17 protein-coding genes are annotated in these 22,142 nt (G+C 33.3%); 10 read left to right on the top strand and 7 right to left on the bottom strand.

The window, feature by feature from the left end; translation table 11 throughout:
• Positions 1 to 8: 8 nt before the first annotated feature.
• From QZN33_RS06055 to QZN33_RS06040, 4 genes are read right to left on the bottom strand one after another with little or no spacing between them, the layout of a single operon-like run.
• On the bottom strand, positions 9 to 1,025 hold the full coding sequence (locus tag QZN33_RS06055; RefSeq protein ID WP_296790059.1) for an SLC13 family permease: 1,017 nt from the start codon (positions 1,023 to 1,025) through the stop codon (positions 9 to 11).
• A 9-nt stretch (positions 1,026 to 1,034) separates the two neighbouring features.
• Entirely contained in the window at positions 1,035 to 1,349 is a 315-nt protein-coding gene (locus QZN33_RS06050; protein ID WP_296790058.1) for a TIGR04076 family protein, read from the bottom strand.
• Positions 1,346 to 1,906 (bottom strand): DUF6434 domain-containing protein, encoded by a 561-nt coding sequence (locus QZN33_RS06045; RefSeq protein WP_296790057.1) that lies wholly within the window; start codon positions 1,904 to 1,906, stop codon positions 1,346 to 1,348. Before QZN33_RS06045 ends, QZN33_RS06050 begins: the two co-directional genes overlap by 4 nt.
• A 30-nt stretch (positions 1,907 to 1,936) precedes the next feature.
• Positions 1,937 to 3,127 (bottom strand): redox-regulated ATPase YchF, encoded by a 1,191-nt coding sequence (locus QZN33_RS06040; RefSeq protein ID WP_296790056.1) that lies wholly within the window; start codon positions 3,125 to 3,127, stop codon positions 1,937 to 1,939.
• Positions 3,128 to 3,205: 78 nt separating this feature from the next.
• Here QZN33_RS06040 and QZN33_RS06035 point away from each other — a divergent pair, with 78 nt between their 5' ends.
• Positions 3,206 to 4,075, top strand: coding sequence for a metallophosphoesterase (locus tag QZN33_RS06035; RefSeq protein WP_296790055.1), 870 nt, complete (start codon positions 3,206 to 3,208; stop codon positions 4,073 to 4,075).
• Positions 4,072 to 6,198, top strand: a complete 2,127-nt coding sequence (locus QZN33_RS06030) for a phage holin family protein (RefSeq protein ID WP_296790054.1) — start codon at positions 4,072 to 4,074, stop codon at positions 6,196 to 6,198. Before QZN33_RS06035 ends, QZN33_RS06030 begins: the two co-directional genes overlap by 4 nt.
• On the opposite strand, the gene QZN33_RS06025 is transcribed toward QZN33_RS06030, so the two are convergent.
• Positions 6,187 to 7,035: a hypothetical protein gene (locus tag QZN33_RS06025; RefSeq protein WP_296790053.1), complete on the bottom strand. Its 849-nt coding sequence runs from the start codon at positions 7,033 to 7,035 to the stop codon at positions 6,187 to 6,189. The genes QZN33_RS06030 and QZN33_RS06025 overlap by 12 nt on opposite strands.
• Positions 7,036 to 7,818 (bottom strand): protein-ADP-ribose hydrolase, encoded by a 783-nt coding sequence (locus tag QZN33_RS06020; RefSeq protein WP_296790052.1) that lies wholly within the window; start codon positions 7,816 to 7,818, stop codon positions 7,036 to 7,038. It lies immediately after the preceding gene.
• A gap of 123 nt (positions 7,819 to 7,941) precedes the next feature.
• Here QZN33_RS06020 and QZN33_RS06015 point away from each other — a divergent pair, with 123 nt between their 5' ends.
• From QZN33_RS06015 to QZN33_RS06000, 4 genes are all read left to right on the top strand, one after another.
• Positions 7,942 to 8,325, top strand: coding sequence for a helix-turn-helix domain-containing protein (locus tag QZN33_RS06015; protein ID WP_296790051.1), 384 nt, complete (start codon positions 7,942 to 7,944; stop codon positions 8,323 to 8,325).
• Between the two features lies 1 nt (position 8,326).
• Entirely contained in the window at positions 8,327 to 8,965 is a 639-nt protein-coding gene (locus tag QZN33_RS06010) for a cobalt-precorrin-7 (C(5))-methyltransferase (protein ID WP_296790050.1), read from the top strand.
• Positions 8,966 to 9,090: 125 nt separating this feature from the next.
• On the top strand, positions 9,091 to 11,997 hold the full coding sequence (locus QZN33_RS06005; RefSeq protein ID WP_296790049.1) for an Ig-like domain-containing protein: 2,907 nt from the start codon (positions 9,091 to 9,093) through the stop codon (positions 11,995 to 11,997).
• Positions 11,994 to 12,350: a hypothetical protein gene (locus QZN33_RS06000; protein ID WP_296790048.1), complete on the top strand. Its 357-nt coding sequence runs from the start codon at positions 11,994 to 11,996 to the stop codon at positions 12,348 to 12,350. Before QZN33_RS06005 ends, QZN33_RS06000 begins: the two co-directional genes overlap by 4 nt.
• Before the next feature lie 45 nt (positions 12,351 to 12,395).
• Here QZN33_RS06000 and QZN33_RS05995 read toward each other — a convergent pair whose 3' ends face one another.
• Positions 12,396 to 13,409 (bottom strand): ArsA family ATPase, encoded by a 1,014-nt coding sequence (locus QZN33_RS05995; RefSeq protein ID WP_296790047.1) that lies wholly within the window; start codon positions 13,407 to 13,409, stop codon positions 12,396 to 12,398.
• A gap of 285 nt (positions 13,410 to 13,694) precedes the next feature.
• Between QZN33_RS05995 and QZN33_RS05990 the strand changes: the two genes are divergently transcribed.
• The 4 genes from QZN33_RS05990 (at position 13,695) to QZN33_RS05975 (ending at position 21,477) form a co-directional block, all read left to right on the top strand.
• Positions 13,695 to 14,099 (top strand): hypothetical protein, encoded by a 405-nt coding sequence (locus QZN33_RS05990; RefSeq protein ID WP_296790046.1) that lies wholly within the window; start codon positions 13,695 to 13,697, stop codon positions 14,097 to 14,099.
• Positions 14,100 to 14,158: 59 nt separating this feature from the next.
• A complete protein-coding gene (locus QZN33_RS05985) occupies positions 14,159 to 16,513 on the top strand; it encodes a C1 family peptidase (protein ID WP_296790045.1) in 2,355 nt (784 codons plus the stop codon).
• A gap of 22 nt (positions 16,514 to 16,535) precedes the next feature.
• A complete protein-coding gene (locus tag QZN33_RS05980) occupies positions 16,536 to 17,687 on the top strand; it encodes a hypothetical protein (protein WP_296790044.1) in 1,152 nt (383 codons plus the stop codon).
• Positions 17,688 to 17,832: 145 nt separating this feature from the next.
• Positions 17,833 to 21,477 (top strand): C1 family peptidase, encoded by a 3,645-nt coding sequence (locus QZN33_RS05975; RefSeq protein WP_296790043.1) that lies wholly within the window; start codon positions 17,833 to 17,835, stop codon positions 21,475 to 21,477.
• The last annotated feature ends 665 nt before the right edge of the window (positions 21,478 to 22,142 follow it).

Below are 22,142 nucleotides of genomic sequence, written 5' to 3'. Positions count from 1 at the left end.
TTCTTTTTTTAACTTGTCAAAAACCAAACACCCAACAGAATAACCAAGAGCACCACATTTAAAACTGTAAAAACCAGCAGATATCTGATTTTAAATTCATCACATTCACGGATGAGAATCTTATATGAAATAAGATTTGCCATCGAAGCTATCAGAGTTCCAAAACCTCCAATATTAATTCCTATTATAATAGCTTCATAGTTTGTGCTGAAACCGCTTAAAAGCATTGCAGATGGAACATTGGAAATTACTTGAGAAGCGATAACACCCCAAATGACTTCATTGCCAGCAATATACCTTTCAAAGAGTGATGTGAAAAATGAGATATTTTCAAGGTTTCCAATCAATATGAAAAGCGCTATGAAAGTCAAAAGCAAAAAGTAATCAACACCGAGAAAAACCCTTTTAAAGAAATTTTCATAAGAAATTTCCACTTTACTCACTGCAGGCAGAGCAATTTCATCTTTAGGTGCGAAAAATGATACAACAACTAAAAATATTACTGAAACTACAATATATGGTAAAAGCAGTAGGAAAAATGATTCAAATGAGACATTTGAAACTGTATACATTACAATATTATGAGGCGCTCCAATTGGAAGAACCATACACCCCACATTAGCGGCAATAGTCTGCAGAGCTACAGTAAGTATTATCAAATCAGTCCGCTCAACTTTTCTTAAGGCAAGAATGGAAAACGGAACGAATATGATTAGAGAAACATCATTGGTTATAAAAATTGAACTGAAAAAGCATGTAAAAACCAGCAAAAGCACCAGACTTCTGGTATTTCCGATTTTTGTCAGTAATTTTCGAACCAGTATCTCAAAAACAGCCAGATTTTTAAGAACTTCAACAATAAGCATTATTATAAAAAGAAGTATTAACGTATCCCAATTGATGTAGTTAAAGTAATCGAAACTGGGTTTTAGAAAAAAACATGACACAATAGCTAAAACTAAGGATACTGAAAAGACTATCTCTTTTTTAAAAAAATCAAAACTTTTAGCTATAACATCATTCATAATATCAAACTAATCTGCATCCTCTTCCATTGTTTCAAGAAGAAAACTCACAGGCCTGAATCCGTCATTGCAGGATATCATTGCAGATTTCTTATTTTTCATCCAGCCGTCATAAAAATCGCTGGCGCCATTCGCCAAACCCATCACAAAAGGAGAAAGACTTTCCCATGCACTGTCACAGAAATTATCAGGTTTCACCCAGCCGTTTGCAATGAAGACATCCCCTTCTTCAACGTCACATTCATGCTCCAGCGGATTTTCGTATTTGTCAATCAAATCATCATGTCTGACTTTTCTCATGACTGTAATTTTAACTTTTTTCATTTCAATACCTCCAAATCACTTTCTTCGTATCTGTTATGGCCTTTAATACTTTTTTTATATTTCCAGCATGTTATTGCATCATCCAATGATTTGTCCTTATTATTTTCAAAGAAATCTCTTATATATTGATTATACTGAAATTGTTTATCAATCTTTGTTTTTTCCTTCGAGTTTTGAATCTCATAATAAGCATCAATCGCATCCCTGTAAGTTTTTTCAGGATTGGATTTCAGCCATTTTTGAAACTTTACTTTGAATTTGAAACCTTTTCCAATTTCTTTTTCAAAAAACGCTCTTTTGTCTTCACTGCATTTAAAATTTTCACCAAGTTTAGAGTCAAGAGAAATTTCAGATGGTTGCCTGGCGGGAAATTGCTTTGGAACATCTTCGGCCAGTTCTTCACCAGTTTTTAAATAATGGATTATCCTATTTTCCAAATCGATTTTACTGCCGCTGACTTTCAAACCTTCAGATCTGCAAAAATCCTTTAATTCTTCTTTTAAAAAATAATATTGCCTGAATTCTTCAGGTTTTAAAGATTTAGAAAGTTTTGACATGTAAAATCTAAAAATAAAAAAAGAGAGGATTTAACCTCTTGTTATAATACTGATAATGTCGCCGTCTTTAAGCTCATAATCACTTGCAATGCGCATTTTTGATCTTGCATCAACTGCATGCATGAAGTTATCTCCGATATCTGTGTGAACCTGATAAGCTAATTCACGTGGATTTGAGCCTCTTTTAAGTAAAATACCGTCCGGTAAAACATTACCTTTCTGGTCAGTATATTTATTTTCATCCTGAACAGGATATACTACAATATTGTCCAGTAATTCAAAAATACCATAATTTAAGGCATCCTGAACACCAGTACTTCCATATTTGTCCAGAATATTAGTTTGAATATATTCAAGAGCTTTCAGCTGATTTGGATTTAAATCATCAGGCTTTAATATTTCAAAGTGGTCTTCACCGGAAACATAACTAATCAGACCTGCTTCTGCCGCTCTTACAAGGGCTATTTCAGATTCTGCTGAAGTTGGAATTACATTAGGATACTTTTCCTTAATCCTTTCAATATTTTCAGCTGAAGTTGGCAAATCCGCCTTGTTTGCAATAATCATCATAGGTTTTGCAATGTGCAGGATGTTTCTTGTAAGTTCAATAAGGTCTTCTTCTTCCCATTTATTGTAATCAGGTTCTATTGTTCTTTTAGCCTCAATAATATCTTCAATAGCTATTCCTGTACCTGATAACTGGTCAAATAATACTTTTGAAATATCCAAATGTTCAGCTCCGACTTTTCTTATAAGTCTTACCCAGTTTTTAGACAAAATTCCATACATCCACATTACGATTTCATTTTCCAGAAATTCCAAATCGTCAAGAGGATCATGGCTTCCCGCATCAACCGGATTTCCTTCAAGGTCAGTTGAACCTGAAGCATCAATAACATTGATGAATACTTTAGCCTGCATTAAATCATCTAAAAACTTATTACCCAATCCTTTTCCTTCATGAGCTCCAGGAACAAGACCTGCAACATCTATTAATTCAATTGGAAGCAGTCTTTTTCCGTCAATACAGATTGAATTGTGAGGATTGCATGTAACACCTAATTCTTTACATGGACAATCTTTAATAACATGAGCAACAGCTTTGTTGGCATCAATTGTTGTGAATGGATAATTTGCCATTTCCACAGCAGATGCAGTAGCTGAGTTGAAAAAGGATGATTTTCCGACATTTGGTTTTCCACAAACTGCAATTTGAAGCATAATAATCACTTAATTTTTTAACATCTAAATGTTTGTTGTTAAAATTATAAATAGTTTCAGAACTTAATTATTAAATATATGAAAGATGAAGAAATTGAACGTCCACAGGCCATGAAGATTCGTCAGGGAATCCAGGATGCAATGACATATTCACTTCCGGACAAACAGTTTAGTGAGAAAAAAATTGATTTGGTAGAAGTAAATATAGAACTTGCAGATTTAGGATGGAATTTTAATAATTACAAGATTTTAAACCTTACTGATATCCATTTAGGCCAATGGATTAATCCTGAATATCTGGAAGATCTCATCGATTATGTAAACACATTGAATTATGATTTGGTCACACTGACCGGAGACTATTTTTCATATGTTGTTGACGGATATGAAGAGGCTTTAGCTGATTCATTCAAGAAATTGAAATCACGTGACGGGAAATTTGGTGTTTTGGGAAATCATGACCACTGGATGGGCTCAAGCATTATCAGAGACATATTCAAACAGTCAGATATCATTGATTTGAGCAATGACGTTCACACTCTCGAAAGAGACGGGGAATTTTTAAATATCTGCGGAGTGGACAGCTGTACAGTTTGCGCTGACAATCTAGACAGAGTTATAGCTAAAATGCCCAAAGGCATACCTAGCATATTGCTTGCCCACGAACCTGATTTTGCAAAGGAATCCTCACAGACAAATTTCTTTGACCTTCAAATCTCCGGACATTCACATGGAGGGCAATTCATCATCCCAAAAGTTGAAACAACTCCATTTAGAGGACCAAATTCTACAAAATATCCTGTCGGACTGTATAAAGTCAGAGATATGATTCAATACACAAGCAAAGGCCTTGGAACAAACTCATTTAGAATTAGAATAAACTGTAAACCTGAAGTTACAATCATTACTTTGAAAACTGGTAAAAAGCAGAAAATTGAGATAGAATGAGCTTTAAAAATAAACTAATTTACTCCCTTAAAACCATCATTACAACATTATTTTTATTTGCCGGAGGGATTTTTTCTGTAATATTTGTTGAGTATATCAGTTCCGGCTTTACAATAGGACCTCTTTATAATGCAGTAGTGATAATGATTGCATTTACCATTGCCAATGCTATTCTATGGCCAATATTCAGGCGATTTTTAATGAAGTTTATCATATGGACTTTCGGTATCGGATCGCTTTTTATCAATTCAGTGATATTTTACATATCCACATACTTCATTCCAGGAGTTCATGTTGATTTTTACGGTTTCTGGCAGGTTCCGATTGTTATTGCGATTGTTACAACATTCATAACCAACATTACAAATACCAACTACTATGATTCCTACATTAAAAACTACATTGCAAGACATGCCAAAAAAAGAAAAAGCGAGCATAAAAAACAATATTCAGGAGTAATAATGCTTGAAATTGACGGATTGTCTTTCAATACTTTAAAAAAAGCTGTTGAAAAAGGAGTTATGCCGACACTTGAAAGCTGGATAGGCAAAACTCACACGTTAAAGCAGTGGGAAACTGACCTGTCTTCACAGACCGGAGCAAGCCAGGCAGGAATCCTGCATGGAACCAATAAGGATATCGTTGCCTACAGATGGGTTGAAAAAGAAAATGACAACAACATTATAGTTTCCGGAAAGTTAAGCCATGCTCGCCTAATTGAAGATAAAATAAATGACGGGAACGGGCTGCTTGTTAATGGAATCAGTATTGCCAACATGTTTTCCGGAGACAGCAAACTGTCCGCTCTAACATCTTCAAGAGTGGGAAGCATTACCAGAATATATAATAAAACATTGCATACACTGTTTTTAGATTCATATAACTTCCAGAGAATATTCGTACTCTTTTTATGGGACATTCTACTTGAATTCAAATCCCAGATTGTACACACCCTTAAAAATATCCGGCCAAGAATTAGACGAACTCCCGTTTATGCTGCAGTCAGAGCAGGTGCAAATGTAGTGCTGAGAGAGGCCACAACCGAAGTTCTCTCAAGTGAAATACTGACCGGAGATATCGATACCGCATACGCCACATTTATGGGATATGATGAAGTGGCCCATCACTCAGGAGTTGAGGACGATGACGTATGGGGCGTTTTAAAACAAATCGACCTTCAGTTTCAAAGATTAAAATCCGCAATTGAAATGAGTGAGCGCAACTACGAGATGGTTATTTTATCAGACCACGGCCAAAGTAACGGCGCCACATTCAAACAGAGATATGGAATAACACTTGAAAATTATGTTCGCAGACTGCTTCCCGATGATTTGACATTCTACAAAAGCGAATACAATATTGACCACTTTAGAGATGCGATTTTACCTGAAAACAGGCAAATCCAAAACATTAAAGAGCGTGTTGAAAATATCCGCTATGACCTATTTGATGAAAATGAGTCCCTGCAGAATTTAAGGGAAGAAATTCAAAACAGAAAACCTGCAATAATCTTTGAAAACGAAACATTTATCAATTTACGTGAAAAGTATTCGAACAGCCTAGATTATATTAAAGGATATGAAAGCAGCCAGCAAAGCAGTAAAAAAGCTCAAGACTCCGAGCTTATTGTTTTAGGTTCCGGAAATATGGGTCTGATTTATCTCACCCAATGGAAACAGCGTCTGACCTATGAAGAGATTGTAATGCTATTTCCGGATTTAATTCCGGGCCTTGTAAAGCATTCAGGAATCGGTTTTGTACTTGTAAACTCACTTACAAACGGAGGAATGGTAATCGGGCAAAATGGAATTTATTATCTTGAAAGTGATGAAATTGTCGGTAAGAATCCTCTTGAAGGCTTTGGAAAAAACGCTGCAAAACATCTTAAAAGAGAAAACAGCTTTAAAAACATGCCGGATATTTTAGTCAACAGTTTCTATGACGAAAAAAATAACGAAGTATGTGCTTTTGAAGAGCTCATCGGATCTCATGGAGGTCTTGGAGGCGACCAGTCAAAGCCGTTTATTTTATATCCTTCACAATGGAAAGATCCCGGCGAACTGATTGGAGCAGAATCAATTTATAAATTCTTAAAAAAGGAAATTGAAGAGTTAAATTCTTGAAAGCCAGTAATCCAAGACATCTTCAATATTTTCATCAAAACTGATTGTTTTATCTTTATTTTCACGGGTTGGCTGAGGATAATCCAGATTGAACCTAATCAGATTTGCATTAGGATTTGACAAAGTCATCCTTTCAAATGGAAAACGTATAATTGCAGGTGTATTGTATCCCACACCAAATTCCATAAATACTACTTTACTGCCGTCGATTTTTTCTAAAAATTTTTCATAGTTATTATACATTTCATGCCATTTTTCATCTTCAACAAATGTATTGTCCACTCTTAGGTTAAGTTCCATCTCTTCACCGCAGACGGGACATTTCGGTATCAGCTCAGATGGAATTTTAAAGTTTTCTGTTTTATCCAGCCATTCGTGAACCTGAACTTCATTTGAATACAGTTTATCATGACACGGTTTTGAGCATTGTAAAAGTCCATAATCACCCTGTGTTGCAAAGATTCTTGACCCGTCAAATCCGTTAATCCAGAACTGACTCTCCACATTGGTAGTTATTACAAAATAATCCCTGTTTTCAACTAGTTTTAGGAGTTTCTGATATACATCAGTTTTTCCAACATCATATCTGTTTGCAAAAACATGCCTTGCCCAGTATGCCCATTTCTCCTCCGAGGATTCAAAAGGGTAAAATCCTGAAGAGTACATGTCTGTAAATCCATATTCTTCAATGAAATCTCCAAAATATTTTTTGAACCTTTCACCGCTGTATTCAATTCCGGCCGCAGTCGAAAGCCCTGCTCCGGCACCAATTAAAATATAATCTGCATCATCAATGACTTTTTTAGCCCTATCCAATCTTAAAACAAACTTTTCCATTTAATCACCAAACAACAATTTCGTATAAATATAATAATCCTTATCTGTAAACACATTGAATATAACATGTTTCAGACTTGTTTCATTTGAATTCAGATAGTCTTCTACAGTTTTTACTGCAATTTCTGCCGCCAAATCCTGAGGAAAATTAAAAACTCCAGTTGAAATACAGCAGAATGCCAATGATTCCAGTTTATTGTAACTGGCAATTTCAAGGCAAGACCTATAACAGCTCGCAAGAGCTTCACAATCTTTATCAGCTGGTTTTAACCCCTGGGCAATTGCCGGACCGACAGTGTGAATAACATATTTTGAAGGAAGATTATAAGCACCTGTGATTTTAGCTTTTCCGATTTCCTCATCAACACCCTGTTGGCGCATAATCCTGTCGCATTCCTCTCTCAGCTGAACTCCCGCCGCCGAATGTATCACATTGTCAATGCAGTTATGCAAAGGAATGAAACATCCCAGCAACTTTGAATTTGCAGCATTTACAATTGCATCAGATTTTAAAGTTGCAATATCTCCCTGCCAAAGCATTAATTTACCTTTAACTTCTTCAATCTCATCGACTGAAGTTAAATTTTTATTTTTAGTTTCAGCAGTTAAAAACTCATCCTGAACTTTTAAAAATTCATCTGATACCTTAGAAGGCATTCTCACATTCATCAACGCACGAAGCAAATTTCTTTTTTCCTGATAATTATCCGGGACATCGATTCTTTCATCCCGTTCTTCAATCAGGTAATTCAGTAAAAAATCCAACTGTTCTTGTGTATTCATCTAATACCTCCCAAATTTGTTAATTATAATTTAATTTTAAGCATTTAAATGATTTTTGTAACTTTTAGGAAACCATGTAACTAAAAAGTAACTATATATAATAAATTTAAACAAAATATCAATATGAACTCTGAAAAAATTGTCTGCCCAGTTGACAAGACTTTAAATCTGATTAATAAAAAATGGAGTATCCAGATAATTAGAGACTTATTTTTTGGCAAAAAACACTTTAAGGAATTTAAGGAAGACAATCCAAAATTAAGCAATAAAGTACTGTCAAATTGTCTGAAAGAACTGGAGGAAAATGGTCTGATAGAAAAAGTTGTTGTAAACACCACTCCCGTTACAACAGAATACTATCTAACCGAATACGGCAAATCCATGAATAAGGTAATCTATGAATTAGCCATGTTTACACTCCATGATGAAAACGACAACAGCTACTCTGATGAAACTAGAAATGCATTAAAAGAATCATTTAAGAAGACTTTGGAAATTGAGGATTAAAATGAACGGTAAAATTTACATTATTGGAATAGGACCTGGAGCAAGCGAATATCTAACTAAAAAAGCAATCGATACTGTTAAAGCAAGTGATTACACTGTTGGAAGCACACGTGCAATCGATTTGTTTGATGATGTTCAAAACAAACTCGCATTTAACGTTAAAGAATTATTGGATACTTTAAAAAAAGGTGTCGAGCTGGCCTGCGAAGGAAATACCGTGTCAATTTTATCAACTGGAGACCCTGGTTTTTCAGGAGTTTTAAATACAGTACTGAGACTGTCCGATGAACTCAACTTTCCAAAAGAAAATATTGAAGTCATTCCTGGAATAAGCTCCCTTCAGCTGGCCGCTGCAAAATGCCACATTCAATGGGACAATGCCAATGTGATGACATTTCACGGAAGGGAAAACATTGAAGATATTCTGCCAGTTATAAATAACGGAAAAGTAACCATAGCGCTTCCTTCAAGAAAAGTGAAGGATATGGCCCAGTTTTTGCTTGACAATGGTGTTGACCCTAAGCGTAAAGTTGTAGTCTGTGAACGCCTAAGCTACCCTGATGAGAAAATTGTCGAATCCACTTTAAAAGAGATTGCTCAAAGTGAATTTACCTATATGTGCATTATTGTCATATATTAGGATAATTTATCCATAAAATTCATTTTTAAAAACATTTACGATTTAATTTTAAAAATAAAGTTCATATAGTAGAGTTCAGATACTTTAATTGTTGATTTCAAAAATTGACAATTAAGGTAGATATTATGAACATAAAAATAAACACCATATGTTTCATTTTTTTGCTTCTATTTTTAATCACAGCCGTTTCAGCTACAGACAATGAAAATGAAACATTAGAAATGATTTCACAACCAGATCCTAGCGAGGATTTATGTAGTGTTAATGTAGAAAGCAATGACGAACTGCAGAAAAGTGATGATGAGAAATTAAGCGAAACCGTCATATACAGTACGCTGATTAAGGAAGGTACTAAGAAAAAAGTAACTTTAAGTGCCCCAAATGTTAAGATGTATTATAAGGACGGAAGCAAATTCACGGCAACTTTGAAATTCCAGAAAATGGTAATCGGAAACGCTAAAATCAAAATTCAGATTGACGGGAAAACCTACACCAAAACAACCAACAACAAAGGACAGGTATCTCTGAATCTGAATTTAAAAAGCGGAAAATATACTGTTTTAAGCACATGTGACGGGAACAGTGAATTTGAAGGAGCAAGTGCAAAAAGTACTGTGACCATCAAAAGTACAATCAAAGCCAATGATTTTTCAAAATACTATAAAAACAGCGCATCTTATTCTTCAACATTTTATGATAAAAAAGGAAAAGCGCTGAAAAGTACGTCAGTGAAATATAAACTGAACGGAAAAACATATTCAGTTAAAACCAGCACCAAAGGTGTCGGGAAACTTGCTATTGATTTAAAACCTGGATCATATTCACTTTCAGTCATTAATTCGAAAACATCAGAAACAGTCACAAAAACCGTTACGATAAATTCATTGATTATCAGCAATGATTTGACATTCAGCGAGAACAAAAAAGGCAAATTCAACGTTAAAATATTAAACAGCAACGGAAAAGTCTCAGCAAAACAGAAAGTAACAATCAAGGTTGACGGCAAAACCTATACAAAAACAACAAACAGCAAAGGAATTGCAACTCTTGAATTAAGTCTTAGCAGCGGAAAATACACTATCACAACCCAATATTCCGGGCTAAAAGCTACAAACAAAATTACAGTAAACAAACTTATTAAAACCACAAACTTTACACATTCCATTTTAATTCCAGACTACGTCAATGTAACAACCGACCACGTCTTTGACTATAACGGATACACTTTAAAAAGCGGACTGCACGGCATAATTAAAATGCCTAAAAATGAGCTTTTCACAATACAGATGGGAAATAAAAGCTACATGTTTTCAAACACCAAATTCGATGGCATATCCTCATCATTGATAGGTTACAAATATCATTTTATCCCAATGGACGGAGGTGCAGTTAAAAGCGATGCAAATAAAAGCAATTTAAAGGGAAATGGAATAATAATTTCAAAAAGAAGCGGATTTACACAAATCGACTATCAGTCCAGAACAGGAGACAATGTTGAACTGTTCGCAGTATTTGCCGATAGAGACATGATGAACAGTGAAACCTTCACATACATGCAGAACGAGAAGGTTATTGCCAAAGTCAACGTTTTAACACAAAGCTTTGACGAATTCGGATTGAGATACAGTCTGGCCAAATTTTACCAAAAATCGATTTATGATTTTAACTACAAAAGCTATGATGAAATAACCAACCACAATACCAAATCAATTAAATTTTTAAAAACAGACACTCCAGTCACATTTTCATATTTCGGAAAAGATATTGTTGGTCCCGTACCAGAAGAGGACATAATCACAAGATTCAGTGTTAACGGAAAGGAAGAACTTGAACAAAAAGAAACAATAAGCTACGGACTTGGTGAAAAATACCGCTCCACCGTAGGTTTTGAAGTCCTGCAGGCTTACAGCATTATTACAGAAAAGATAACTGCAAAAACTCTAGAAAGCTGGATGAACAACAACAAAGCATATCTCAACAGATTTGGAGTAATGAACGCATACGGAATGCATCTGGCATCACTTCAAACTGTCTGGCTTGCAGACAAACTGGCAGATGAATATGCTGCAGATTTTGGAGTCAGCTGGAAAAGAACAAAAGCTACAACCATACTTGGCGGAATAAATCTAGAAGATACTTATCTAAACATTTTAAATGCAGATATGGGAATGGAAGTTACAGGAAATAAGGACAACATCAATTCATTCAGATTAATAAATTCACTTCAGCTGCCCAATATCGAAGAATATTGTCTGGATTCAGTATCATTAAGGTATTTGGATTTTACTACCAATTCACAGGACAATATGTACATAGCAATGAACAGCAATAGATCCAGCATAGCACAGATTGGAGAAATGATATACATATTTGCAGAAGACGGAAGCGGGTCCGCAATAATTTTCAATACCAGCAGCGGAGTTGCAAATGTCATTCATACCCATAATGATGTGACCTATAAGGGTTCATCAATATCAACTGTCTGCGACTGCTGCAGCATTGTTCAGCTTGCAAATGACATAATCAGCGGAGTAAACAACGCACTAAACCTTTTTTCAAATGTACATACCAAAATAAAAGAATTTATGGATCAGATTCATCCTATGAGTAAAATTGCCTATAAAATGCTCACACAGGCAGGAGGCAAGATTTTAACCGGAGCAACCAAAGCCACTTTAAGCGTGATTGGAAACATGGTTTTCATTCAGCAGCTTGGAGTGGACTACAGAGATACCACCGATCAAAAAGACTGGTACAAATATATGGATACACTTACATTTACCAGGCCTGGTTATCTTCAAAATAAAAAGGTGTACAATATTCCAAATGGTAAAGGAAGTTATGATTACCTTGAAGTTGGAATAAATAGTGACTTGAGCCTTAACAGAGATGATGCAATAATTATAAGTGATGGAAACACCAAAAAGTTAACCAGAGCTGAAACTTATAACTATTTCAGCGATGAATATTGGTCACCTATTAATGTCCCTACAAAATATTGGGATAAAAGTTGGAACGGGAGTGTAAAATGAACAATAAGGACATAATATTAATAGTGATATTATTCATCATATTTGGTGTGCTGATTTTTACTACACCATCCATGGATGGTCGAATATCCTTAGACATATGGATACTGTTTATTGCAGCAATTTTTGCAGCAGTAATAATTCAAATAATAATATCACACCGTAAAAAATCTATAAATGAGCTGATTGAAAAATTCAAAAACCAGCACATAGTTGTTCAAATCCTAGAAATTGCATTTATACTGCTATTTTTATATGAATTGATTAGTATGCAACAATTAAGAATAACAAGCTACATATTTGGTTTGCTTGTCATTGCATTATTTATAGAATGGTTTTTGAAAAAAGAAGAATAGTTAAAGTTAAAATAATTAATTTATTTTAACTTATTTTTTTATTTTTTATAATTGAATAGCTTCCTGGGTTACTTCATCGTTGTCTTTTCCTTCATAGAGGATGTGAGCCAGGTTCAATAATTTTTCCTGACCTTTAACTTCATCTTTGAATAAAGGAACTTCGGCAATGTGCTGATTTGGGAATTTCTGGTCAATCAAAGCCAGACGTTTTTGCTGCAATTTGTGTCTTGAATGGCAGAAATCACAGTCACAGATATCAGGCATTACCTGATTTACAATAACGCTGTCAACAGTAATGTCATGTTTGCCTAAAGCTTCCAAAGCTCTTTCAGATTCATAAATTGACATTTCTTCAGGAATGACAACCATCTTGAATGTAGTTCTGTCCGGATCAGACAGTACTGCTTTTGCCTGATTGATTTGTTCTTTAGTTCTTTTTAAATCCTCGGATGTTTGAGGATTGTCAACTTCGTCCATGAAAGGCATGATTTTTCTTAAAGCGTTGGTTGCTGAACCTAATTTTGCCTTAAGCATCATCATTTTACCCACCCATGAGTCCATTACTTCAGGAAATGACAGCAACCTTAAAGTGTGTCCGGTTGGAGCAGTATCAAATACAACAACATCGTATTCTTCAGAATTCATTACTCCCATAAACATTTCAAATGCTGCAGCTTCATCTGCTCCCGGAGAAGATGATGCCATATCCAATTGGTCAGATAAGAAATCCATACCGAATAAGCTGTCCTGGTCGTCAGGATTAGCTGCTTTTTGAGCTTCAAGCTGAGCCTGTTTTTGAGCCATTGCAACATCAGGGTCTATTTCAACTGCAAAGAGATTTGTTTTGATTTCTCTAGGGTAACTTCCAATTGGAACTTCCAATGAATCAGATAAAGAATGTGCAGGGTCAGTTGATACAATTAAAGTTTTTTTACCTTGTTCAGCTAACCATAATGCAGTAGCGGAGGATACAGAAGTTTTTCCGACCCCACCTTTTCCACCTATAAAAATAAATGTTGTTTTATCTTTGTTAAATTTAAAATAATCTTTAAATGCCAAGTAATTTACCTCCTTAAATAAACTTAACTTTTAGTAAGTACGTTGATTTTCGATTACTTACCCTCATTTTTCATGAAATTTTTTTCATAAAAATATTCCGTGCAAGAGCAGTAAAAGTATATGATTTTAATTAAACTTACATTTTGTAACTATATTTATTTTCATATACTAACATATAGTTTTCGGTCAGAAAATCGAATACTTACCAAATGCTCTCTAGCACAATTTATAGACTTATTAACATATAAACATAAGTCATGAATAACGAATAGCGAGATGAAAAAAATGAGTAATACAAATGAAGAGTTACTCCAAGAGTTTATAACTACTAGAGGACTCTCTAAATCAACATATTATAGTTTTAGAAATACATTAAGACACTATTGCAATTTTCAAGAAAAAACATTGCAAGAATTGTTGGACGAAGCAGAGGAAGAAGAAGAACAAAAAATCAGATGGAAAAAAAGAACTCTTAAAAAAAGACTAATCAATTACATGAACTACTGCAAAGAAAACATGACTCTTAACTCTGCAAAAAACTATTTAAAACTGGTTAAAATCTTCTACCACCACCATGAAATAGAAATTCACTTAACATTGTTCATTTCAGTTTGTCATTTATTTTTAAAAATGGTTTTTAAATTTTTTTTGAATAAACTTAAATATTTTATCAAAGATACATACACCTGAATAATTTTTTAGGTGTAAATATGAAACTTAATAAATTTATAATACATTTTTTTATTATAATGGTCTTTTTAATTTCAATCACGGCAATATCGGCGGTTGATTTAAACGATACCGGGGATTTTGATGTTTTAAACGATGCTAGTGGTGAAAAATCATTCAAAGACCTTTCTAGTGCGATTGAAGTTGAAAATTCAAAGTTTACATTTGAAAATGATTATCGCTTCAATAATGAAACTGACAAAAGTTATTCTAGTGGAATCAATATAACTAAGAATAATTTTGTCATTAATGGAAATAATCATAAAATTAACTGTAACGGTCAATCTAGAGCATTTTATATAACTGGAAAGAATGTTATAATAAATAATTTAATCATTGAAAATGCGCTTTACGGGTATGGTTCAGCAATTAGAGCCAATTCCCAGTTAACATTGAACAATGTTACTTTCATAAATTGCCTTGGAGATGGTGAATCATATGATAATAATGGTGCCATTTATTCTCACAATGCTACATTAAACGTTAATAATTGTAAATTCATTGACAATGGTGGAGCTAATGGTGCTTCAATCACTTCTGTTATGGGTGCTGTAAATGTTGTCGACTCCACATTTGCAAGCAGCAGCGATAAAATTATTAAAGGGCAAATCTATTTGAGCGGATCAGTATTAAATGTTGATAATTCCAATTTTTTAAATACCACTTCAAAATATGCCGCTGCAATCTTTTCTATAAATGATGGTAGTGTAATAGTTAAAAATTCCAAATTCAAAAACCTGTTCGCTTATAAAACTGCAGGTGCAATTGGAGCAAAAGTTATTTCAAAACTAACAATTTCCAACTGTGAATTCGATAATGTGTCCAGCATAAACAATGGGGGCGCAATTTATGCAGATATTTTTGGGGACGGGTCTGTTTTCGGAAGTATGACTAGTATAACTAATTCAGTATTCAACAACTGTTATTCCGGTTTTGGAGGTGCTGTCCTTCAATTGGATGGAAATCTAGTTATTAAAAATACAAATTTCACTTCCAATGCTGCAGGTTATGAAGGTGGTGCAGTTTATACAAGCTATACTGATGTTAAGATTTACAATTCTAAATTCAAATCCAACATTGTATTAGATGATGTATCTTATGGTGGAGCATGCTATTTTGATGATGGCAGTGCACTCCTTAATGGAAATGATTTTGTAAACAATACCGGTTATGAGGGTTCTGCAATTTATGCATATGATAATGATTTAACATTAACTGGAAATTACTTCAACAATCCATCTGATACAATAAGCGTATACACAGTATATGGGAAAGTGATTAAGAATAATAATAACAATTACACATCTGATGTTAAATCTTTCGACAATACCAATAACTTCTATAATTTCGAAGGCGCTCCAAATAAGTTTATAATAATCAACAACACTCTTTCATTTGATGAGATGCCTGTGAAATTTGATTTGAGAAATTACGGTTGGATAACTCCTGTTAAAGATCAGGGATTCATGGGGTCCTGCTGGGCATTTGGAAACATGGCCGCATTGGAATCCGCATTGCTTAGGTATACAAATAAGACATATTCTCTATCTGTAAACAATATGCAAAATGCAATGCTCAAATATTCAAAATACGGTGTAGACACTCTTTCTGAAGGGGGAAATGCATTCACTGCTGTTGCATATCTGGTTGATTGGCTTGGAGTTTTCCCAGAGGATTATGATGGTTACGATGAACTTGGTAAAATTTCATCATTGTATATAACTCCTGAAAACATTCACATTCAAAATGCAGTTGTAATTCCTACAATAAAAAAAGCCTCAGATAGGGATTTAATCAAAAATGCTTTAATCAATTATGGTGCTGTAGCAGCAAGTCACCGTGCAGATTTCAATCAAAACAAATATTTCAACAAATCAAGTTCTGCACAATATTGTTATGATGAATTCGATTCAACCCATAGAATCTGTATCGTTGGATGGGATGACAATTATTCAAGATATAATTTCCTAAAAACTCCTGAAGGTGACGGCGCATGGATTTGCAAAAACAGCTGGGGAACCAATTGGGGTGATGGAGGATACTTCTACTTATCATATTATGACACTACTTTTGGTGATAAGGAAAGCGTCTGTTACATAATTAACAATGACTCATACAACAGGATTTACCAACATGATGTTGGTGGAGAAGGCAAATGGGTGCCTGAAGGCAAGTATTATGCTAATGTCTTCACAGCTGATGAAGATGAGCTTATTGGTGCTGTCGGAACATTTTTCAACCAAAGTGGCAGAGAATATGAGTTCAATATATCGGTAAATGATATTAATGTCTACACTCAAAAAGGCATAAGTAAATTGAGCGGATATGAAACAATAAAATTAGATAAACTTGTCCAAATTAAAAAAGGGAGATAAATTTAAAGTTACCTTTAAGAATATGTTATATGTTGCCCATGACCTCAGAATTCATCCGCAAGCAGGTCAATCTTTTGTAAGTGACAATGGCAAGGAATGGGAAGATTTGAGGAAAGTGCTATTTATAGGTATTCTCAAGGCATATACAGTTTCTGACTTGAATATTACTAATAATCTAGTGAAATATTATGCTAATGACACTCCGTTTGTTGCTCATGTTGGTGCAAACGAAACTGTCATTTTTGAATTCGGTGATAAAAACTATACTGTCGTAGCAGATGAAAACGGCTTGGCAAAACTTCCAATAGATGCTAGTGTTGGGGGGTATTCTATTACTACAACTTACAATAACACTTCTATTGTCAATTATGTTCTTATAAAAAGTACTATTGTTTCTTCTAATGTTACTAGAGGTTACAACAGCAATTATAATTATAAAGTTCAGGTATTGACTTCTGCTGGAACTCCACTAAACAACACTCAAATCTCAATTTCAGTCAATGGTAAATCTAAAAACTACACAACTGATGCATCAGGATATGCTACTGTTCCATTTACTAAATTGACTAAACAGCAAACAATTGTTGTTGTAAATCCTTCAAATGATGACAGAAAAACAACTAAAATTGTTGTAAAATCAAGATTTGTTGGTGCTAGCAATGTTGCAATGTATTACTTTGATGGATCTAAATTCCAAGTTAGAATAATTGGTGATGATGGTAAATATGTTGGAAAAGGTCAAACAGTTACCATTAAACTCAACAAGAAAACTTACAAAGTAAAAACAAGTGTAAACGGTTATATTACTTTGAAAATACCAAAAACACTGAAACCGGGCACTTACAAATTAACAGCAACATATAAAGGCCAAACTATCAAAAAGGCTATAAAAGTAAAACAAAATCTTAAAACCACTAAAAAATATTCTGTTAAAAAGACTGCTAAAAAACTTGTCATTAAAGCAACACTCAAGAATGGCAAAAAAGCAGTCAAGGGTAAAAAATTAACTCTTAAGATTAATGGTAAAAAATTCAGTGCAAAAACTAATAAAAATGGAATTGCAAAATTTATCATTAAGAAAAATGTTATTCAAAAACTTAAAAAAGGTAAAACATACGCTGTTAAAGTGACTTACCTTAAAAACACCATAAAAACAACTGTTAAAGTTAAGTAGATAATTTTTATCTACTTTTATTTTTTTGTTAATTGTATTCTATTTTTCCTAAATAAGATTTATTATATTTAAAATTGTTTAAACTATTAAAAAAATGTTTTCTTATTTCAAAAACTTTTTATATATTTTTTAATAAATTTTTTACATGATTAATCAGGGAGATGCTATTTTGAAAATATATGGAATATGTTTAGTTGTAGCATTGATATTTATATTTTCCATGGGTGCTGTTTCAAGTCAGGATGTTAATCAGACATCTGATTTGGCAGTTGATTCAGTTGAGGAGATTGAAATAATCTCCAGCTCTGAAAATACGTTCACGGATTTAAATGAGGATATATCAAATGTCACTGTCATTAATTTAACAAAAGATTATGCATTTAATGAAGATAATGATAAAAATTATGTCAATGGTATTGCAGTCAATAATGATTTGACAATAAATGGTAATAATCATGTTATTGATGGTTCATCCAAATCAAGAATATTCACTATCAATTTTGGTAATGTCATAATAAATAATTTGGTTATTAAGAATGCTCAAAATTCTGCCATATTTATTAAAAATGCCACATTAACAACCAATAATGTTACTTTTGAAAACAATATCGGTGGGGAAGAGGGTGGAGCAATTCATGCTGAAAAAGCTAATTATTCAAGTGTTAATGATAAATTCATAAATAATTTTGCAACAATATATGGTTCTGCAATATTTGTTAAGGATAACTCCACTTTAACGGTCAAAAATGACATTTTTAAAAGTGATAAACATATGTACTGGGGTTTGATGGAGGTTAAAAAGTCTCAATTCACTATTTCGGATACTGATTTTTCCAATATGACTTCTAATTATACTGTTGCTGTTCATGCTGAAGACAGTTACGGTAGTGTTAAAAATTGTAATTTTAATAATTTGCATGCTAACATCACTGCAGGCGCATTGGGATTCAAGGAATTTGCAAAAACAATCATAATCGATAACTGTACTTTCACAAATGTTTCATCTAGAAAAAATGCTGGGGCATTGTACTTGGATGTAAGTGGAATGGATTCATTTAGTTATAATGGCTATGTATCAATTGCAGATTCTCAATTTATTAAATGTTCTTCAAACTTTGGTGGGGCATTTATTCAGTTAAGTGGTAATTTAAAAGTATCAAATTCAATTTTTAAGGAAAATATGGCTTATTATGAGGGTGGAGTGGTCTATATGTCTCATGTTGCCTCAAGTTTTGAAAATTCAGTATTTTATGGTAATGGGGTAAATCAGTCAAATATGAGTGGGGCTATTTACAATGATTTAGGCAATTTAACAGTCACAAAATCAAACTTTACAGATAATTCCGGTTCAATATACATTTATGATTCCAATTACACTATTTCAAATTCTCGTTTTAAAGGTAATAATATTAATGTTTATTCATTTTTTGATGGTAAAACTGCTATTTTGAAAGATAATGCTTTTGATGAGGGTAATAATACATTAAATCAAAAATCATATAAGTATACTTATGAATTGAACAATGTTCCAATTGATTATAATCCGATTTTTTTTGATTTGAGTTTAGTTAATGCCACTTCATTTGATTTACGTAACTATGGGCTTGTAACACCTGTAAAAGCCCAAGGATGGATGGGATCTTGCTGGTCTTTTGCATCAGCAGCTGCTCTTGAGTCTGCATTGTTGAAGGCAACTAATGGAACTTTAATTGTGGACGTTTCAGAAAACAATGAGAGGAACATGGCTTTATTTTACTGTGTCCATGGAGGAAATAGTGATGAAGGAGGTAGTGGTGACCAAGGTGCAGTAAATTTCATAAGTCTGGGAGCTATCGATGAGAAATATGACACATATGATGAACTTGGAAAAGTGTCTCCTTCATTTGATGATATTGCTAAATATTATGCGTATAAATCTATTTTCGTAGAATCTCGTTTAAATATATCAGACAATTACAAAATCAAAGAAGCGCTGGTCAAATATGGGGCTTTAGCAGTAAGTGTTTTATCTGAGAATGTTGAACCGTTTTATAATAATGTAACTCATGCAATATATTCAAATCAGTCAAAAACCGGGGACCATGCAGTTACTTTAGTTGGATGGGATGACAATTATTCTGCAAGCAACTTTAAAATAACTCCTCCTGGCGATGGAGCTTGGATTATTAAAAATAGCTGGGGTTCTGACTGGGGAGATGGAGGATATTATTATGCTTCTTATTATGATAGGTCAGTATTTGTAAATGATGTGAATATAGTGGGATTTGTCATTGATCCGACAATTTCATATAAAAAAGTCTATCAATATGATGTTTCCGGAGACATTACATTTTTTAGGAACCTAGTAGATGATTTTAATTTTTCCAGCATTGATGGTTTGTCTAAATTTGAAGTTAATAAAATTTTCAATGAAAATACAATAGCTTCAACTTATATAAACACTTTTGTCGCTGATGGAAATGATATAATTTCTGCTGTTGGAACCTACTTTACTCATGTTGGCGAAAATTATACTATCACAATATCTGTTGGAGGAAAAGAAATTTACACTCAAAATGTAACTCCATCATATTTTGGATATGAAATTTTCAAATTGGATAAGTTGATATGTGTAAATAAGGGAGATATCTTTTCTGTTAAAATCTCAGGTAAACAACTTGCTTATGTTAGTTCAAGAAATAAAATCCCTGAAAATGTTTCAATTAACTATAAGAATGGAACATTCATAGACATGGCTTTAGAAAATACTATCGCTGCAATTAAAGTCTATACTAATCCAAACTTAAATGCGGGTGGCTTGGAGAGATATTACGGTGATAAGTCTTCTTTAACTGTCAATGCAACTCCAGGTGATGATGTAACATTTGAAATAAATGGAATAACTGCAACAGTTAAGGCTGATGAGAACGGTACTGCAAAATTGGGCGTTAATTTGGATCCTGGAAGTTATGATGTTGTCATAACATATAACGGAACTATTTGTAGATATTCAATAGTTGTAAATACCACAATTGTTTCTCAGGATGTTACAATAGGATACAACAGTAATTATGACTATAAAATCAAGATTTTAAACAGTACTGGTGATGCTTTAAGAAATGTTATTGTTAATGTTACTGTTAATGATGATCAAAAAGAGGTTATAAGTGATGATGAAGGTTATGTTACAATCAATTTCGCTAATTTGACAACTAATCAAGCTATTGAAATTATCAATACTGTAACTGGTGAGGTAGCTAAAAATACAATCAAAGTTGTCTCCAGATTCAGTGGAAATTCAAACATTAATATGTACTACTTTGATGGAACTAGCTATAAGTTCAAAGTTTATGGGGATGATGGTAAATTGGTTGGTGCAAATCAGTTAATAACTGTTAAACTCAACAAAAAGACTTCTAAATTCAAAACAAATGCTAATGGTGTTGTAACATTTAAAATACCTAATACAGTCAAACCTGGAACATATGCAATAACTGCAACATACAAAGGTCAAACTGTCAAAAATACTGTTAAGGTAAAGCAAGTTCTCAAAACTTCCAAAATCACTGTTAAAAAGTCTGCTAAAAAATTAGTTTTAAAAGCAACCTTGAAAAACAAAAAAGCTATCAAAGGTAAAAAACTAACATTCAAGTTCAATGGTAAAAACTATAAAGCAAAAACTAACTCAAAAGGTATTGCTAAGGTTACCATAAAGAAAAATGTTATTAAAAAGCTTAAAAAAGGTAAAACATACACTGTAAAAGTGACTTACCTTAAAAACACCATAAAAACAAAAGTTAAAGTCAGGTAGATATTTTTATCTACTTTCTTTTTATTTTTTTTCAGTTTTTTCAAATGCTAAACAGAGATAATTGTCCTGTTCTACATATATCGTGCCGCAATGGATGAATCCTAACTTTTTTACAAGATTTTGCATCACTATATTGTCTATATGGGTGTCTATGCCGATGTGGTTGCACTGATTATATGCCCAATTAATGCAAAATGATCCAATTACTTTTTCAGAACCGTCACTGGCTAATCTATGGATTACTCCGTAAGATGAATCATCAATCCATGAACCGTCTGTAATTTTAGCATATGTTGGTTCAATGTCTTTTCCTTGGATAAAAGCGAATGTTCCAATGATTTCAGCATTGTCGTTTACACAAACATGACTGATGCCTATATTGAGACTCTTTCAAAAACTTTGTTGATTTGAAATTTTTTGATGAAAATTAGTTGTGAATTTTTAATTTTATCTAAAAATAGTTAAATTTAATAAATAGATGGAGTAAAAGTTTTTATTATACCTAATCAAAAAACAAATACTCCAAATAGTATTTTAGATGTTAAACAATATATATTTTGCGATTCAAAGGAGGATTAGTCCTTTCAGATCCTCGTTTTGTGAAAATTTTTAAATCCTGTCAAAAAGCTCTGAAATCTTTTGATTTAAGTTTTAAAAAGGATGTT

Source organism: uncultured Methanobrevibacter sp., assembly GCF_900314615.1.
Lineage (GTDB): Archaea > Methanobacteriota > Methanobacteria > Methanobacteriales > Methanobacteriaceae > Methanocatella.
Note: the sequence above shows the minus strand (reverse complement) of the source record. Positions and strands in the feature narration are given on the sequence as shown.

Coding starts and splice junctions, on each gene's coding strand:
- QZN33_RS06020 (WP_296790052.1), bottom strand. CDS start 7,818: ATGAATACACAAGAACAGTTGGATTTTTTACTGAATTACCTGATTGAA.
- QZN33_RS06015 (WP_296790051.1), top strand. CDS start 7,942: ATGAACTCTGAAAAAATTGTCTGCCCAGTTGACAAGACTTTAAATCTG.
- QZN33_RS05980 (WP_296790044.1), top strand. CDS start 16,536: ATGTTATATGTTGCCCATGACCTCAGAATTCATCCGCAAGCAGGTCAA.
- QZN33_RS06005 (WP_296790049.1), top strand. CDS start 9,091: ATGAACATAAAAATAAACACCATATGTTTCATTTTTTTGCTTCTATTT.
- QZN33_RS06055 (WP_296790059.1), bottom strand. CDS start 1,025: ATGAATGATGTTATAGCTAAAAGTTTTGATTTTTTTAAAAAAGAGATA.
- QZN33_RS06025 (WP_296790053.1), bottom strand. CDS start 7,035: ATGGAAAAGTTTGTTTTAAGATTGGATAGGGCTAAAAAAGTCATTGAT.
- QZN33_RS05975 (WP_296790043.1), top strand. CDS start 17,833: ATGATTAATCAGGGAGATGCTATTTTGAAAATATATGGAATATGTTTA.
- QZN33_RS06050 (WP_296790058.1), bottom strand. CDS start 1,349: ATGAAAAAAGTTAAAATTACAGTCATGAGAAAAGTCAGACATGATGAT.
- QZN33_RS06045 (WP_296790057.1), bottom strand. CDS start 1,906: ATGTCAAAACTTTCTAAATCTTTAAAACCTGAAGAATTCAGGCAATAT.
- QZN33_RS05990 (WP_296790046.1), top strand. CDS start 13,695: ATGAGTAATACAAATGAAGAGTTACTCCAAGAGTTTATAACTACTAGA.
- QZN33_RS06000 (WP_296790048.1), top strand. CDS start 11,994: ATGAACAATAAGGACATAATATTAATAGTGATATTATTCATCATATTT.
- QZN33_RS05985 (WP_296790045.1), top strand. CDS start 14,159: ATGGTCTTTTTAATTTCAATCACGGCAATATCGGCGGTTGATTTAAAC.
- QZN33_RS06030 (WP_296790054.1), top strand. CDS start 4,072: ATGAGCTTTAAAAATAAACTAATTTACTCCCTTAAAACCATCATTACA.
- QZN33_RS06040 (WP_296790056.1), bottom strand. CDS start 3,127: ATGCTTCAAATTGCAGTTTGTGGAAAACCAAATGTCGGAAAATCATCC.
- QZN33_RS06035 (WP_296790055.1), top strand. CDS start 3,206: ATGAAAGATGAAGAAATTGAACGTCCACAGGCCATGAAGATTCGTCAG.
- QZN33_RS06010 (WP_296790050.1), top strand. CDS start 8,327: ATGAACGGTAAAATTTACATTATTGGAATAGGACCTGGAGCAAGCGAA.